19 protein-coding genes are annotated in these 14931 nt (G+C 69.7%); 17 read left to right on the forward strand and 2 right to left on the reverse strand.

Annotation, left to right across the window (positions count from 1 at the left end; translation table 11 throughout):
* Position 1: 1 nt before the first annotated feature.
* The gene (lexA, locus tag AB0310_RS16860; RefSeq protein ID WP_259954186.1) at positions 2 to 688 is read right to left on the reverse strand and encodes a transcriptional repressor LexA; all 687 of its coding nucleotides are present in this window, start codon (positions 686 to 688) and stop codon (positions 2 to 4) included.
* Positions 689 to 971: 283 nt separating this feature from the next.
* Here lexA and AB0310_RS16865 point away from each other — a divergent pair, with 283 nt between their 5' ends.
* The 6 genes from AB0310_RS16865 (at position 972) to AB0310_RS16890 (ending at position 5385) form a co-directional block, all read left to right on the forward strand.
* A complete protein-coding gene (locus AB0310_RS16865) occupies positions 972 to 1340 on the forward strand; it encodes a LysM peptidoglycan-binding domain-containing protein (protein WP_366237674.1) in 369 nt (122 codons plus the stop codon).
* 64 nt (positions 1341 to 1404) lie between these two features.
* Positions 1405 to 2499 (forward strand): histidinol-phosphate transaminase, encoded by a 1095-nt coding sequence (locus AB0310_RS16870; RefSeq protein ID WP_370428498.1) that lies wholly within the window; start codon positions 1405 to 1407, stop codon positions 2497 to 2499.
* Positions 2496 to 3113 (forward strand): imidazoleglycerol-phosphate dehydratase HisB, encoded by a 618-nt coding sequence (gene hisB, locus AB0310_RS16875; RefSeq protein ID WP_060922523.1) that lies wholly within the window; start codon positions 2496 to 2498, stop codon positions 3111 to 3113. The genes AB0310_RS16870 and hisB overlap by 4 nt, the downstream gene beginning before the upstream one ends.
* Complete coding sequence (gene hisH / locus AB0310_RS16880) at positions 3110 to 3745, forward strand: imidazole glycerol phosphate synthase subunit HisH (RefSeq protein ID WP_259954184.1); 636 nt, start codon at positions 3110 to 3112, stop codon at positions 3743 to 3745. The genes hisB and hisH overlap by 4 nt, the downstream gene beginning before the upstream one ends.
* 112 nt (positions 3746 to 3857) lie before the next feature.
* Complete coding sequence (gene priA, locus AB0310_RS16885) at positions 3858 to 4604, forward strand: bifunctional 1-(5-phosphoribosyl)-5-((5-phosphoribosylamino)methylideneamino)imidazole-4-carboxamide isomerase/phosphoribosylanthranilate isomerase PriA (protein WP_025105284.1); 747 nt, start codon at positions 3858 to 3860, stop codon at positions 4602 to 4604.
* Positions 4588 to 5385, forward strand: a complete 798-nt coding sequence (locus tag AB0310_RS16890; RefSeq protein WP_292795600.1) for an SseB family protein — start codon at positions 4588 to 4590, stop codon at positions 5383 to 5385. Before priA ends, AB0310_RS16890 begins: the two co-directional genes overlap by 17 nt.
* Before the next feature lie 18 nt (positions 5386 to 5403).
* Here the strand turns inward: AB0310_RS16890 and AB0310_RS16895 are convergent, their stop codons facing one another.
* A complete protein-coding gene (locus AB0310_RS16895; RefSeq protein WP_060922526.1) occupies positions 5404 to 5802 on the reverse strand; it encodes a DUF1844 domain-containing protein in 399 nt (132 codons plus the stop codon).
* Positions 5803 to 6035: 233 nt separating this feature from the next.
* Between AB0310_RS16895 and infC the strand changes: the two genes are divergently transcribed.
* The 11 genes from infC (at position 6036) to AB0310_RS16950 (ending at position 14915) form a co-directional block, all read left to right on the forward strand.
* Complete coding sequence (gene infC, locus AB0310_RS16900; RefSeq protein WP_370428515.1) at positions 6036 to 6674, forward strand: translation initiation factor IF-3; 639 nt, start codon at positions 6036 to 6038, stop codon at positions 6672 to 6674.
* Between the two features lie 72 nt (positions 6675 to 6746).
* Positions 6747 to 6941: a 50S ribosomal protein L35 gene (gene rpmI / locus AB0310_RS16905; protein ID WP_025105280.1), complete on the forward strand. Its 195-nt coding sequence runs from the start codon at positions 6747 to 6749 to the stop codon at positions 6939 to 6941.
* Between the two features lie 31 nt (positions 6942 to 6972).
* Positions 6973 to 7359: a 50S ribosomal protein L20 gene (gene rplT / locus AB0310_RS16910; RefSeq protein ID WP_366237675.1), complete on the forward strand. Its 387-nt coding sequence runs from the start codon at positions 6973 to 6975 to the stop codon at positions 7357 to 7359.
* A gap of 88 nt (positions 7360 to 7447) precedes the next feature.
* On the forward strand, positions 7448 to 8260 hold the full coding sequence (locus AB0310_RS16915) for a TrmH family RNA methyltransferase (RefSeq protein ID WP_363590127.1): 813 nt from the start codon (positions 7448 to 7450) through the stop codon (positions 8258 to 8260).
* 22 nt (positions 8261 to 8282) lie between these two features.
* Positions 8283 to 8954 (forward strand): response regulator transcription factor, encoded by a 672-nt coding sequence (locus AB0310_RS16920; protein ID WP_366237676.1) that lies wholly within the window; start codon positions 8283 to 8285, stop codon positions 8952 to 8954.
* A gap of 3 nt (positions 8955 to 8957) precedes the next feature.
* Complete coding sequence (locus AB0310_RS16925; RefSeq protein ID WP_259954180.1) at positions 8958 to 10331, forward strand: ATP-binding protein; 1374 nt, start codon at positions 8958 to 8960, stop codon at positions 10329 to 10331.
* Positions 10328 to 11290, forward strand: a complete 963-nt coding sequence (locus AB0310_RS16930) for a TAXI family TRAP transporter solute-binding subunit (RefSeq protein WP_366237677.1) — start codon at positions 10328 to 10330, stop codon at positions 11288 to 11290. The genes AB0310_RS16925 and AB0310_RS16930 overlap by 4 nt, the downstream gene beginning before the upstream one ends.
* Positions 11291 to 11552: 262 nt before the next feature.
* The gene (locus tag AB0310_RS16935; RefSeq protein WP_060922536.1) at positions 11553 to 12299 is read left to right on the forward strand and encodes an amino acid ABC transporter ATP-binding protein; all 747 of its coding nucleotides are present in this window, start codon (positions 11553 to 11555) and stop codon (positions 12297 to 12299) included.
* Positions 12300 to 12345: 46 nt separating this feature from the next.
* Entirely contained in the window at positions 12346 to 13260 is a 915-nt protein-coding gene (locus AB0310_RS16940; protein ID WP_187661877.1) for a glutamate ABC transporter substrate-binding protein, read from the forward strand.
* A gap of 84 nt (positions 13261 to 13344) precedes the next feature.
* Positions 13345 to 13992: an amino acid ABC transporter permease gene (locus AB0310_RS16945; protein ID WP_062636670.1), complete on the forward strand. Its 648-nt coding sequence runs from the start codon at positions 13345 to 13347 to the stop codon at positions 13990 to 13992.
* Entirely contained in the window at positions 13989 to 14915 is a 927-nt protein-coding gene (locus AB0310_RS16950) for an amino acid ABC transporter permease (protein WP_366237678.1), read from the forward strand. Before AB0310_RS16945 ends, AB0310_RS16950 begins: the two co-directional genes overlap by 4 nt.
* Positions 14916 to 14931: the final 16 nt, after the last annotated feature.

The raw sequence follows: 14931 nt of genomic DNA on the forward strand, positions 1-14931 counted from the left end.
CTCAGACGGCGCGCATGACCGCGACGACCTTGCCGAGCACGACGGCTTCGTCGCCCAGGATCGGCTCGAACGCGGAGTTGCGGGGGAGCAGCCAGGTGTGGCCGTCGCGACGACGAAGCACCTTGACGGTGGCCTCGCCGTCGAGCATGGCGGCGACGATCTCACCGTTCTCCGCGGTGTTCTGCGACCGGACCACGACCCAGTCCCCGTCGCAGATCGCGGCGTCGATCATCGACTCGCCGGAGACCTTGAGCATGAAGAGGTCGCCTTTGCCGACGAGCTGCCGGGGGAGCGGGAAGATCTCCTCCACCTGCTGATCGGCGGTGATGGGCACGCCGGCGGCGATGCGGCCGACCAGCGGGACCAGGGCGGCGTCGCCGACCGGGGTCGCCACATCCGCGGGGTTCTCCGCACCGGTGCCGGGAAGGTCGATGAGGACCTCCATGGCGCGCGTCTTGCCCGGGTCGCGCCGCAGGTAGCCGCTGAGCTCGAGCTGACCGAGCTGGTGCGTGACGCTGGACAGCGACTTGAGTCCGACGGCATCGCCGATCTCGCGCATGCTCGGCGGGTAGCCGTTCTGTGCGATGGAGCCCTGGATGACCTCGAGGATCGCCATCTGCTTCGGACTGAGGCTCTTGCGACGGCGGGTGCGCGGCGCCTCGGACTCGAGGGCTGAGGTGTCGCTCATGGTGCTCCTTCACTGCGTGATCCGACGTGCCGCTTCGAATGTCGGTGGCCCGTGGTGTGGTGTCCTTATCGAAACCGTATCCGAGAAAAGCGCGGATCTGGAAGATCTGTTCGAGCGTGTCGGGCGATTCGCGGGCCGCGGTTTCGAAGACAGCTTGACAGATGTTCGAACTCGAAGATATCTTCGGAACGTAGCTTCGCATCCACGGCTCCCGGCCGAGGCGCGGATGCGAAAGCTACGCCAACCTCCCCGGGCTCCGGCGCCGGGACAGTAAGGAGCAGACATGAGCAGCATCAGCCTCAGCACCGCGACCGCCTTCCCGGCATCGGCCCGTCCGGCCACCCGGCTGCGGATCACGGCACGCGGTCGCCGCGCTCTGCTCGCGCTCGCCTCGGTCCCGCTCGCGGCGGGCATCGCCTTCGCCGCCATCAGCGGGGGCAGTGCGATCGCCTCCGGCGCGGACGCACCGGCCGTCTCCGTCGAGACCGTCACGGTCATGCCCGGCGACACCCTCTGGTCGATCGCGAGCAGCATCGCCCCCGAGGCCGACCCCCGCGAGGTCATCGGTGAGATCAGCCGCATGAATCTCCTGCGCGGCGGCGAGCTGCAGGTCGGTCAGGAGCTCGCGCTCCCGGCCGGCTACACCGACTGACGCGGAGCCCGAGTCTTCCGATCCGGTCGTCACGATGACCTCGGCTCTCCGTGCTCCTCTTAAGATGGGAAGGGTGACCTTCTCCCTCAACGATCTCCCGCTCCGCGACGATCTGCGCGGACTCACCCCGTACGGCGCGCCCCAGGCCCCGCTGCCGGTGGCTCTGAACGTGAACGAGAACACGCATCCCGTTCCCGACGAGGTCGCGAGCGACATCCTCGATGACATCGCCGTGGCGATCCGGGACGTGAACCGGTACCCGGATCGTGAGTTCACGACGCTGCGGGAGGCCTTCGCCGACTACCTGGGTCACGGCCTCACGCCGGAGCAGATCTGGGCGGGAAACGGCTCCAACGAGGTGCTGCAGCACATCTTCCAGGCTTTCGGCGGTCCGGACCGCACGGCATTCGGCTTCGGCCCGACGTACTCGATGTACCCGCTCATCGCGAAGGGCACAGGGGCGTCGTGGATCGCCGGCACCCGGCAGCCGGACTACACCGTCACCGCGGAGGAGGCGGCGGAGCAGGTCCGTGCGGCCGACCCGGACATCGTGATCCTCTGCTCGCCGAACAATCCGACGGGCACGCCGCTGGGGCTCGACGTGGTGGAGGCCGTCTACGACGCCGCCCGTGGCGTGGTGATCGTCGACGAGGCCTATCAGGAGTTCGCGCCGCGCGATGCCCCGTCTGCACTGACTCTGCTGGAGGGCCGGCCGCGGCTGGCGGTCTCCCGCACCATGAGCAAGGCCTTCGCCTTCGCCGGTGCCCGCGTCGGCTACCTCGCCGCCGACCCCGCGTTCATCGACGCGCTGCGTCTGGTGCGCCTGCCCTACCACCTGAGCGCCCTGACGCAGGCGGCGGCCGTCGCCGCGCTCCGCAATGCCGACGTCATGCTCGGGATGGTGCAGGAGATCGTGGAGCAGCGCGACCGGATCACGGCCACGCTGGAGGCCCTCGGCTACACGCCCCACCTCTCGTGGTCCAACTTCGTGCTGTTCGGCGGCGTCGCGGACCCGCAGGCCACCTGGCAGCAGCTCTACGATCGCGGCGTGCTCGTCCGTGACGTCGGCATCCCCGGTCACCTGCGGGTGAGTGCCGGTACGGAGGCGGAGACCACGGCGTTCCTGGACGCCCTGGCCTCGATAGGATCGGCATCATGACCATCCCCGCGCCCACCGCACGCACCGCGAGCCGCGTGCGCAGCACGTCGGAGTCCACCGTCGAGGTCGAGCTCAACCTGGACGGTACCGGCGCGAGCCGCATCGACACCTCGGTGCCGTTCTTCGACCACATGCTCACGGCGTTCGCGAAGCACTCGCTGACGGATCTCACCGTGCGGGCGTCCGGCGACACCCACATCGACGCGCACCACACCGTGGAAGACGTCTCGATCGTGCTCGGTCAGGCGATCCTCGCCGCGCTCGGGGACAAGTCCGGCATCTCCCGCTACGGCGACGCCCTCGTCCCCCTGGACGAGGCGCTCGCGCAGGCGGTCGTCGACATCTCCGGTCGCCCGTACCTCGTGCACGAGGGTGAACCCGCGGGCTTCGAGCACCACCTGATCGGCGGGCACTTCACCGGATCGCTCGTCCGGCACGTCTTCGAAGCCATCACCTTCAACGCCGCCCTCACCGTGCACGTCCGGGTCCTGGGCGGGCGCGACCCGCACCACATCGCCGAGGCCGAGTTCAAGGCGTTCGCGCGGGCGTTCCGTCAGGCGAAGGCGCTGGATCCCCTCGTCGACGGCATCCCGTCCACCAAGGGAGCCTTGTGAGCGCCGCGCCCCGGGTCGCCGTCTTCGACTACGAATCCGGCAACGTCCACTCCGCGGTCAAGGCGCTCGTCGCCGCGGGAGCCGACGCCGTCCTCACGCGCGACCGCACCGAGGCGCTCGAGGCCGACGGGTTCGTCGTGCCCGGCGTCGGAGCCTTCCAGGCCGTGCGGGACGCCCTGCAGGCTCACGGCGGCGACGAGATCATCGGCCGTCGTCTCGCGGGCGGTCGACCGGTGCTGGGTATCTGCGTCGGCATGCAGGTGCTCTTCGAGCACGGCGTCGAGCGCGGGCACGACGCCGCGGGCCTCGGCGAGTGGCCGGGCGCCGTGACGGAGCTCAACGCCCCTGTCCTGCCGCACATGGGCTGGAACACCGTGGAACCGGGGGAGGACACCGTCCTGTTCCGCGGGATCGAGCAGGAGCGCTTCTACTTCGTGCACTCCTATGCGGCGCAGTCCTGGGAGCTCGATGTGATCCCGCCGTTCCCCCAGCCCGTGCTCACCTGGGCGACCTACGGCGGTCCCTTCCTCGCGGCCGTGGAGAACGGCCCGCTCTCGGCGACGCAGTTCCACCCCGAGAAGTCCGGAGACGCCGGCATCCAGCTGCTCCGGAACTGGGTGCAGAGCCTCTGATCCGGGGCCGCGTCGGCGCCGGGCGTCATGCGGTTTGTCCCGCGCCCCGCGGCGGACTACCCTCGTCTCTCGTGCCCTCTCGGGCCGCAGACCCACCCGAACCAAGGACCCCATGAACGACTTCGCGCAGTCCCCCTCGCTCACGCTCCTCCCCGCGGTCGACGTCGCCGGCGGCAAGGCGGTCCGTCTGACCCAGGGGGAGGCGGGCACGGAGACGAGCTACGGCGACCCGCTCGACGCCGCGGGGGAGTGGGTCTCGCAGGGGGCCTCCTGGATCCACCTCGTCGACCTCGACGCGGCGTTCGGACGCGGCAGCAACGCCCCGATCCTGCGCAAGGTCATCAAGCAGTTCAAGAACGTCAACGTCGAGCTCTCCGGCGGCATCCGGGACGACGCGAGCCTGGAGGCGGCTCTGGAGAGCGGCGCCGCCCGCATCAACCTCGGCACCGCCGCCCTGGAGAACCCGGAGTGGGCCGCCGACGTGATCAGCCGCTTCGGCGAGGCGATCGCCGTCGGCCTCGACGTGCGCGGCACGACGCTCGCGGCGCGGGGCTGGACGAAGGAGGGCGGCGACCTCTGGGAGGTGCTCGAGCGCCTCGAGGACGCCGGCTGCAGCCGCTACGTCGTCACCGACGTGACCAAGGACGGTACGCTGCGCGGTCCGAACCTGGAGCTCCTGCGCGAGGTCACCTCGCGCACCCCGAAGCCGGTCGTCGCGTCGGGCGGCATCTCGAACCTCGACGACATCGCCGCCCTGCGCGACCTGGTGCCGCTGGGCGTCGAGGGCGCCATCGTCGGCAAGGCCCTGTACGCGGGCGCCTTCACGCTGGCGGAGGCCCTGGATGTCGCCGGAGACTGACCCCCACGCCTGCGGGCCGGAGTCGCACAACCGGGCCGACTCGGCCGGGGTCCCCTGGGAGGGGCGCAGCTTCGAGTCGAATCCGCACGCCGCGGACGACGGCTCGGCGGACCCTGCTCTTCTCGCCGCCCTGCTCCGCTTCCGCGCGGGGGAGGGGAGTCAGACGGAGGTCGTCGACGCGTTCCGCTCCGCGCGGGTGCTCATCCCGCTGATCGCCGAGAAGGGTGAGGAGGGGGTGGCCCCCAGCGGCCTCGCGGTGGACAAGACGCAGGAGCTGTCGATCGTCACCGTCGCCGCACCGGACGGGCGCCGCGTCCAGCCGGTGTTCTCATCGGTCGAGACGATGCAGCGCTGGGACCCGTCGGCGCGACCCATCCCGGTCGAGGCCGTCCGCGCCGCGCTGGCCGCATCGTCGGAGGATACCGACCTGATCGTGCTCGACCCGACCTCGGACACGGAGTTCGTGATCCGGCGACCCGCCGTCTGGGCCGTGGCGCAGGGGCACGCGTGGGAACCGAGCTTCCTCTCGCCCGAGGTGGTCACCGCGCTCCGGGAGAGCATCGCCCACGAACTCGCCGTGATCGACGTCGCGGTCGCGCCCGGTGACCCGGATGCGCGGCTGCGCGGGCCAGAGCTCATCGTGGTGCTGGAGCTCGTCGACGGCCTGGAGCGCGAGGTCCTGGATGCGGTGCTCGCGCGCCTCGCCCAGCGGTGGGCGGCGGATGACCGCATCGCCGTCCTCGCCGACTCGCTGACGGTCAAGCTCCGCCGCAGCGTCTGAGGCGGAGCTCCGACCGGATCAGGTGACGGGGCCGGTCCACTTCTCGCCGGGGCCCTTGCCGATCGGGTCCGGGATGGTCGAGGCCTCGCGGAAGGCGAGCTGCAGCGAACGGAGGCCGTCACGCAACGAGCGGGCGTGCATGTCGCTGATCTCGGGGGCGCCGGCGGTGATGAGTCCCGCCAGCGCGTTGATGAGCTTGCGCGCCTCGTCCAGGTCGAGCTGAGCCGCGGCCTCCGGGTCGTCCGCCAGGCCGAGCTTGACGGCGGCAGCACTCATGAGGTGCACGGCGGCGGTGGTGATCACCTCGACGGCCGGAACGTCGGCGATGTCGCGGACGGCCGAGGAGGCCGCTTCTTCCTGCCGAGCCCATCGCTCCTCGCGCTCGCGGGCCGCCTCGTCCGATGCCTGGTTCGTCACTTCGCCTTGCTTTCTGTTAGACTTTGGCGGGCTCCGGAGCGTCATGCTCCGGAACGAAAGAGGATTCACTTCCCACCCGCGCTTGCCGTTCCAGGCTACCGGGTCTTGCGCTCCGCCGGCTCCGCTCGTCACGAGGGGACCGGTAGACAGGGTGCGGAGCCGGCGTCTGAGAGCCGGCGGGTGGGGGACGACTCCGATTTCGCCCGAGATGCAGACAGCATCACGGTGGCCGAATCACATCGTCTAAGGAGCTCCGCATCAGCGATCCCCGTACCAATGAGCGCATCCGCGTCCCCGAGGTCCGCCTCGTCGGCCCCGCGGGTGAGCAGATCGGCGTTGTCCGCATCGAGGCAGCGCTGCGTCTCGCACAGGAAGCCGATCTCGACCTCGTCGAGGTCGCCCCGAACTCGAAGCCGCCCGTCGTCAAGATCATGGACTACGGCAAGTTCAAGTACGAGGCCGCGCAGAAGGAAAAGGAAGCGCGTCGCAACCAGGCGAACACGATCCTCAAGGAAGTCCGCTTCCGTCTGAAGATCGAGGCGCACGACTACACGACGAAGCTCAAGCGCGCCGAGGGCTTCCTCAAGGCCGGTGACAAGGTCAAGGCCATGATCCTCTTCCGCGGTCGCGAGCAGTCGCGTCCCGAGCAGGGTGTGCGTCTGCTGCGCAAGTTCGCCGAGGACGTCGCCGAGTTCGGCACCGTCGAGTCGAACCCGACCATCGACGGCCGCAACATGGTCATGGTCGTCGCGCCGCACAAGAGCAAGTCCGAGGCGAAGCAGGAGCAGAACGCCGTGCGCGCCGCGAACAAGCAGGCCGCGCGCGATGCGAAGAACGACGCGGACGCTTCCGCGGACGCCCCGGCGGAGTAGATCCGCCCCCAGAACTCCCGCACCGCGGGTTGACACCGTCGCCTGAGAAGGCGCCATACGAAGGAAGAGAAGATGCCGAAGCAGAAGACCCACTCGGGTGCTAAGAAGCGCTTCAAGATCACCGGCAGCGGCAAGCTGAAGAAGCAGCAGGCCGGGATGCGCCACAACCTCGAGCACAAGTCGAGCCGTCGCACCCGCCGTCTGAACCAGGACCAGGTGCTCGCGAAGGCGGACTTCAAGGTCGCGAAGAAGCTTCTCGGTCGCTGACGCGCCGAACGCACGATAGGAACACAGGAAAATGGCAAGAGTCAAGCGGGCGGTCAACGCCCACAAGAAGCGTCGGGTCATCCTCGAGCGCGCCTCCGGCTACCGCGGTCAGCGTTCGCGCCTCTACCGGAAGGCCAAGGAGCAGGTCATCCACTCCCTGGTCTACTCGTACCGGGACCGTCGCAAGCGCAAGGGCGACTTCCGTCGTCTCTGGATCCAGCGCATCAACGCCGCTGCCCGCCAGAACGACATGACGTACAACCGCTTCATCCAGGGCCTCAACCTCGCGGGTGTCACGGTCGACCGTCGCATGCTCGCCGACCTCGCGGTGAACGATGCCGCGACGTTCACGACGCTGGTCGAGACGGCGAAGAAGGCTCTGCCCTCCGACGTCAACGCGCCGAAGTCGGTCGCGTAAGCATCTCGCTTCCGAACGGGCGTCTTCCTCCGGGAAGGCGCCCGTTCCGCGTATCCGGGCGGTGGCGGGCTGACCGTAGACTGAGTCCGTGCTGGAGAACCCCCGTTCCCCCCGAGTCCGAGCCGTCGCCAAGCTGACCAAGCGCAGCGCGCGTACCGAGACCGGGCTGTTCCTGTTGGAAGGTCCGCAGTCCGTCCGTGAGGCGCTGACGTACCGTCCGGAGGCGATCATCGAGCTGTTCGCGACCCCTCACGGGTGGGAGAGGCACGCGGACATCCGTGCCGCGGCGGCGGAGGCGGACGTCGAGGTCGAGTACGTGAGCGAGGACGTGCTCAACGCGATGGCCGACACGGTGACGCCGCAGGGGCTGGTAGCCGTCGTCCGGCAGACGCCGACCTCCGTGCGCGACATCTTCGATGCCGCACCGCGTCTGGTCGCCATCTGCGAGGAGGTGCGCGACCCCGGCAACCTCGGCACCATCATCCGGGCCGCCGACGCCGCCGGCGCCGACGCCGTCGTGCTCACGGGCCGCACGGTCGATCCCTACAACCCCAAGGTCGTGCGGGCGACGACGGGCTCGCTCTTCCACCTTCCGGTCTCCGTGGGCGGGGACCTCGACGAGGTCGTGCGACGTGCGCACGATGCGGGCCTGCAGATCCTCGCGGCCGACGTGAAGGGGGATGACCTCCTCGCAGCCCGCGCCGACGGTGTGCTCGGCGAGCCGACCGCCTGGCTGTTCGGCAATGAGGCGCGCGGACTCGAGGACGATGCGCTGACACGGGCCGACCGGGTCCTGCGGCTGCCGATCTTCGGACGTGCGGAGTCGCTCAACCTGGCCACCGCGGCGAGCGTGTGCCTATACGAGAGCGCGTTCGCCCAACGCGCCGCCGCCACCGGCTGACCGGCGACGGACGGAACGCAGGATGCGGATTCTCATCGTCGAGGACGACGAGCGGGTGGCGGGGGCCTTGCAGGCCTTCCTCGCGCGCTCGGGCTATGCCACCGTGCACGCCGCCGACGGGGCGACCGCGCTGGAGCACCTCGACGCCGACACCGAGGTGGTGCTGCTGGACCTCGGGCTGCCGGACGTCGACGGGATCGACCTCTGCCGTCGCATCCGGGGGCGGTCCGACGTCCCGATCGTGATCGTCACCGCGCGCAACCAGGTCGCCGAGCGCATCAAGGGGCTGCGGGCCGGGGCCGATGACTTCGTGGTGAAGCCGTACGACGTGCACGAACTCCTGGCGCGGATCGAGGCGGTCACCCGGCGATCACGGCCGCTGCGCACGGAACCGGATATCGGGGTGCTGCTGCACGACGGGGCGGTGCAGATCGACCTCGTGGCGCGGGAGGTGCAGGTCGGCGGGGTGCCGCTGGCGCTCACCCGCAAGGAGTTCGACATCGTGGGCGTGCTCGCCCGGTATCCGGGTGTGGCGGTGCCGAAGGAGCGCCTCATCCGCGAGGTCTGGAACACCGATTGGCGCGGCTTCGGCCACTCGCTCGAGGTGCACGTGGCGGCCATCCGGAAGAAGAGCGGGGACCGCGCGTTCATCGAGACGGTGCGCGGCGTCGGCTATCGGCTCGCGGGGTCCTGACGCGTGCGCCGCCGCCTGACCGTGGTCTTCCTCGTGCCGTTGATCGTCGTGCTCGTCGCGCTGGGCGGCGTGACCGGGTGGAGCGCGGCGCGCAGCGTCCAGCAGTCGTTCTACGCGGAGCAGCTCGGCGACCTCGGCTACTTCGCGACGAGCGCCAGGCAGGCGCTCCGCTCCGGGAGCCCGGCGGTGATGGACGCCGAAGTCCGCCGCTTCCAGGAGGTGTACGGGATCGAGGTGACCGTGTTCGATCTCACCGGCAGCCCGTGGGCGGCGGGGGATCACGGCGACACGGTCCTGTCGGAGGAGGACGCGCAGCGGGTGCGGCTGGCGCTCTCCGGACGCCGCGCCGAACAGCCGACCTCCTCCGCATGGGTCGTGTCCGACGCGGCGCTCGTGGAGCCGGTGTTCGACGACGGCGACGTGATCGGCGCCGTGCTCGTGAGCGGAGGAACGGAGACGCCGCAGACCGTCATCCTGCGCCAGACGCTCGTGCTCGGCGTGATCGTCGTGCTGCTGTGCGCGCTCGGCATCCTCCTGGTCGCCGGGCTGGCGCGCTGGGTGCTCTCCCCGGTGCGCCGCCTCGACGAGACGATGGCGGCGATCGAGCGGGGGGAGATGGACGCCCGGGTGGCCGAGGGCACCGGGCCGCCCGAGCTGCGGCGCATGACGCGGGTGTTCAACGGCATGGCCGATGAGATCGAGCGCGTCATGACCCGGCAGCAGGAGTTCGCGCTGAACGCCTCGCACGAGCTGCGGAATCCGCTCAACGCGCTGCTGCTGCGCGTCGAGCACCTCGCGACGGGTCTGGGACGCGAGTGGGACCACGACGTCGAGGAGACGAGGGAGGAGGGCCGGCGGATGACCCGCATCCTGGAGACCCTCCTCGGACTCGCCCGCGGCGGTCGCACCGACTCCACGATGTCCGCGGTCGATCTGGCCGCTGTCGCAGCCCGCCGGGTGGAGGCCTGGCAGGAGGTGGCGGCGCAGCGGGCCATCGGGCTGCGCCCCACGGGGGAGCCGTCGGTCATGACGATCACCGACCGCACCATCGTGGAGAGCGCGCTCGATGCCGCGATCGACAACGCGGTGAAGTACTCGCCGGAGGGCTCGTCCATCGAGGTCGGCGCGCGGCGCGTGGGCGGCGAATGCCACCTCACCGTGCGCGACCACGGCCCTGGTCTGTCTCCGGAGGACGCCTCGTCGGCGGCGGACCGCTTCTGGCGGAGCGCGGACAGCGGCGACATGCCGGGGACCGGGCTCGGGCTCGCGATCGCGACCGACCTCCTCGCGACGGTCGGGGGCGAGCTGCGGGTGTGCGGCGCCGATGGCGGCGGGCTCCTCGTGGCCCTCGTCCTCCCCGCGGAGGCGGCGGCATGAGCGGGCGGGGACGGCGTGTCATGGCCGGGATGCTCGCGCTCGTGACGGCGGTCGCGTTGAGCGCGTGCAGTCCGCGTTCCGAGGGATGGACGGACACCGTCGCCGTGATCGCCGCGGGCAGCCCCACCGGGGTCTACCACGACTACGGGAGTCGCCTGGCGGTCGAGCTGTCGCGCGAGCTGGACGTCGATCTCACGGCGGAGGAGAGCGCCGGATCGGTCGACAACCTGCTGCGGGTGAGTGCGGGGGAGGCGCTCCTCGGCTTCGCGCAGGGCGATGCCGCGGCCGACGCCGTGGCCGGAACGGGAGCCTTCGCCGAGCCGCTGGACGTGCAGGCGGTCGCCCGCCTGTACGACGAGTACCTGCAGATCGTCGTGCGCGACGACTCGGCCCTGGACGATCTCGCGGATCTCGCCGGGGGGACGATATCCCTCGGGGCCGAGAACTCGGGGGTGAACGTGATCGCGACCCGGGTGCTGCACGCCGCCGGCGTGGCCGCGGATACGATCGACGATCCGCAGCTCGACCTCGGCGGGTCCATCGCCGCCATGGAGCGCGGCGAGATCGACGGCTTCTTCTGGGTGGGCGGGCTGCCGACGCCCGGCATCGCGGACCTCGCGGAGACCGTCGACGTCCGTCTGCTCCCGGTCGAGCAGGACTGGGTCAATGCGGTCAACGAGCGGTACTCCCATGCGTATCGGCCCGCCGACGTGCCCGCGGGCACCTACGGCCTCGATGCCTCCGTGATGACGTTGGCGGTGCCGAACTACCTCGTCACCGCCGGAAGTACCCCGCCCGGCGTCGTCCATGATCTCGTCGCGGGCCTGTTCGCGGCGCGCACCATGTTGGCCGCCGACGTCCCGGCGGCAGCGTTGCTGGACCGGCGGTCCGCGATCTTCACCGGGCCGGTGCCCCTGCACCCCGGTGCGGAGGAGTACTACCGCGGCCTGCGCCGGTGACGGGCGTCCCCTCAAGAAATCCTCAAGATCCCTGACAGGCGTCGGCGCGCTCTGCCAGGGTGAGGTCGATCGCACACGATCGGACACCTGCTGCCTGCTGTCGCTGGGAGCGTGGCAGCAGGGCGATCCCGCGGCCCGAGGGGGCGGGCCGTGGGGCGCCCCTGCGAGGATGCATTGGCGCTGCGATCAGGTGATTACGAACGTGTAAACCTCACCGTGGTGCCTGGAACCGCGCGCATCGCGTGGCTAGTTTGGAGAAATGATGACCTCTGAAACCCCGCTCGTCGTCGTCGAGAACGTCCAGAAGCACTACGGCGAGTTCCAGGCGCTCAGCGACATCGACCTGACCGTCAACGCGGGGGAGGTCGTCGTCGTGATCGGCCCCTCCGGCTCGGGCAAGTCGACGCTCTGCCGCACGATCAACCGCCTGGAGACCATCACCAGCGGCTCCATCCGCATCGACGGCAAGGAGCTGCCCGCGGAGGGCAAGGCTCTCGCGCACCTGCGGGCCGACGTCGGCATGGTCTTCCAGTCCTTCAACCTCTTCGCGCACCTCACGATCCTCGAGAACGTGACGCTCGGCCCGATCAAGGTCCGTGGCCTGAAGAAGTCCGACGCCGAGGCCGAGGCGATGATGCTCCTCAAGCGGGTCGGCGTCGCGCAGCAGGCGAACAAGCTCCCCGCGCAGCTCTCGGGCGGCCAGCAGCAGCGCGTCGCGATCGCGCGGGCCCTGGCCATGCAGCCGAAGGTCATGCTCTTCGACGAGCCCACGAGCGCGCTCGACCCCGAGATGATCAACGAGGTCCTCGACGTCATGGTCGAGCTCGCCCAGGAGGGCATGACGATGATCGTCGTCACCCACGAGATGGGCTTCGCCCGCAAGGCGGCCGACCGCGTCGTCTTCATGGCGGACGGCCGGATCGTCGAGGAGGCCACGCCCGAGGAGTTCTTCACGAACCCGAAGAGCGACCGCGCCAAGGACTTCCTCTCGAAGCTCCTCACGCACTGACTTCCCAGACCCAGCACCCACAGCACAGCACACGAAGGAGACGCACATGCGACGCACACGGACACTGGCCGGATTCGGGATCGCCACGGTGGCGCTGCTCGCGCTCACGGCCTGCAACAGCGGCACGCCGTCGAGCACCGGCACGTCGGGCAGCGACGAGGGCGACGCCTCGAGCAGCACGCCCTGGACCATCGAGGAGGACGTCACGATCGAGGGGAGCCCCACGTTCGACCGCATCTCCTCGTCGGGCACCGTCAAGGTGGGCGTCAAGGAGGACCAGCCCGGTCTCGGATACCTCGACCCCGTGACGGGCGAGCGCACCGGCTTCGACGTCGACATCGCCCGCTGGATGGCGGCATCCCTCGGTGTCGACCCGGAGAAGATCGAGTTCCAGGCGATCGCCTCCGCGAACCGCGAGCAGGCCATCGTCAACGGCGACATCGACTACTACGTCGGCACCTACTCGATTACCGACAAGCGCAAGGAGCAGATCGCCTTCGCCGGTCCCTACTTCGTCACCGGCCAGGGCCTCCTCGTCGCGGCCGACAGCGACATCGCGAGCGTCGACGACCTCGACTCCTCCACGACGGTCTGCTCGGCGACGGGTTCGACGCCGATCCAGAACATCAAGGAGAACTACCCCGAGGTGAAGACGAAGGAGTACGACACGTACTCCAAGTGCGTCGAGGACCTCAAGAACGGCCAGGTCGACGCCGTCACGACCGACGAGGCGATCCTCATCGGCTACGCGGCCCAGGACCCCGACAACCTCAAGGTCGTCGGCGAGCCGTTCAGCGAGGAGCGCTACGGCATCGGTGTGGCGAAGGGCGACGACGCGCTCGTCGAGTACTTCAACACCCAGCTCACCGACGGTGGTGACATCTGGCAGCAGATCTTCGACAACAACCTCGGCGCCTCCGGTGTGAAGGCCGAGCAGCCCGAGGTCGACCCGGTCGGTTGATCTCGCGGGGGCGGTCGGTCCGACCGGCCGCCCCCGTCCTCCTCGGCGTCGACCTGACGCGGAAACGAACCGAAAGGCACAGCAGTGGGAGTGATCTCGGACCACCTCGACCTCTGGGGTGAAGCGCTGTGGGGAACCATCGCGCTGTTCCTCGGCGGTGGCCTCATCGCCGTGGTGCTCGGACTCATCGTCGGAGCGGCCCGCGTGTCCCCGGTCCCGATCGCGCGCGGCGTCGGCGCCGTGTACGTGAACTGGATCCGGAACACCCCGCTCACGCTGGTGATGTTCTTCTTCGCGTTCTGCCTTCCGATCCTGCTCGGGGAGCGGGTCAACTCCCTGCTGCTCGCCACGATCGCGCTCGGCATCTACACCGCCACCTACGTCGCTGAGGCGATCCGCGCCGGCATCAACACGGTGCCGGTCGGACAGGCGGAGGCGGCACGGGCCATCGGCCTCAACTTCGGCCAGGTCATGCGCTTCGTCGTGCTGCCCCAGGCCACGCGGTCCGTGGTCCCGCCGCTCATGAGCGTGCTCATCGCCCTCATGAAGAACACCACGGTGGCCGCCGGCTTCTCGGTGGTCAACCTCGGTACGATCCGAGCGGCACTCAGCGAGCGGGGCGAGAACGCCCTCGTCGTGCTGCTCTGGGTCATGGTCATCTTCGTCGTGCTCGTGCTGCTCCTGAGCTGGGTGCAGCGCGTACTCGAGAACAAGTGGAGGATCGCGCGATGAGTTCCGTCCTGTTCGACGTCCCCGGGCCTCGCGCCGTCGCCCGCAACCGGATCATCGGCGCCGTCACGATCCTCGTCGTCCTCGCCGTGCTCGGCTGGGTGGTCTGGCGCCTGTACGCCACCGGCCAGTTCTCCGCGGAGAAGTGGAACATCTTCACGTACTCGGCGGTCTGGGTGCGCTTCGGGGAGGGGCTGCTCAGCACGCTCTCCGCCTTCGCGGTCGCCGGTGTCGGTTCGATCGTGCTGGGCTTCGTCCTCGGCATCGGCCGCCTCTCCGAGCACGCCTGGGTGCGGGAACCGGTGCGGTGGATCATCGAGATCATGCGGGCGATCCCCGTCCTGATCCTCATGATGCTGCTGTACTACGGCCTCCCGGTGATCGGTATCCGGATGCCCCCGTACTACGCGGTCGTCATCGCGCTCATCGTCTACAACGGCTCCGTGCTGGCGGAGGTGCTCCGCGCCGGGATCGAGTCGCTGCCGCGCGGGCAGAAGGAAGCCGGCTACGCGATCGGCCTGCGCAAGACGGGGGTCATGTACTTCATCCTCGTCCCGCAGGCCGTCCGGGCGATGATGCCCGTGATCATCGCGCAGCTCGTGGTGGCCCTGAAGGACACCGCGCTCGGCTTCATCATCACGTACCAGGAGCTGCTCTACGTCATCAACCAGATCGGCAACCAGGCGCCCTACGGGTCGCCGCTGATCCCCGCCGCGATGGTCGGCGGCTCGATGTACGTCGCGGTCTGTCTCGTGCTCTCCTACGTCGCCTACCGCCTGCAGCGCCGGGCCAAGCGCTCGGCCAAGGCCGGTCCCGTGGAGCCGGACCCCCGCCAGCACGACGGCGAGACGAACACGTCGCTCATCGTGATGCAGCGGGGTCTCGGTAAGCACGACAGCAACAACTCCGGCGGACTGGCGGTGTGAGCCACGACCGGCGCGG

The sequence above is a fragment of the Microbacterium meiriae genome (assembly GCF_040702565.1).
In the GTDB taxonomy this organism is placed as follows: domain Bacteria; phylum Actinomycetota; class Actinomycetes; order Actinomycetales; family Microbacteriaceae; genus Microbacterium; species Microbacterium meiriae.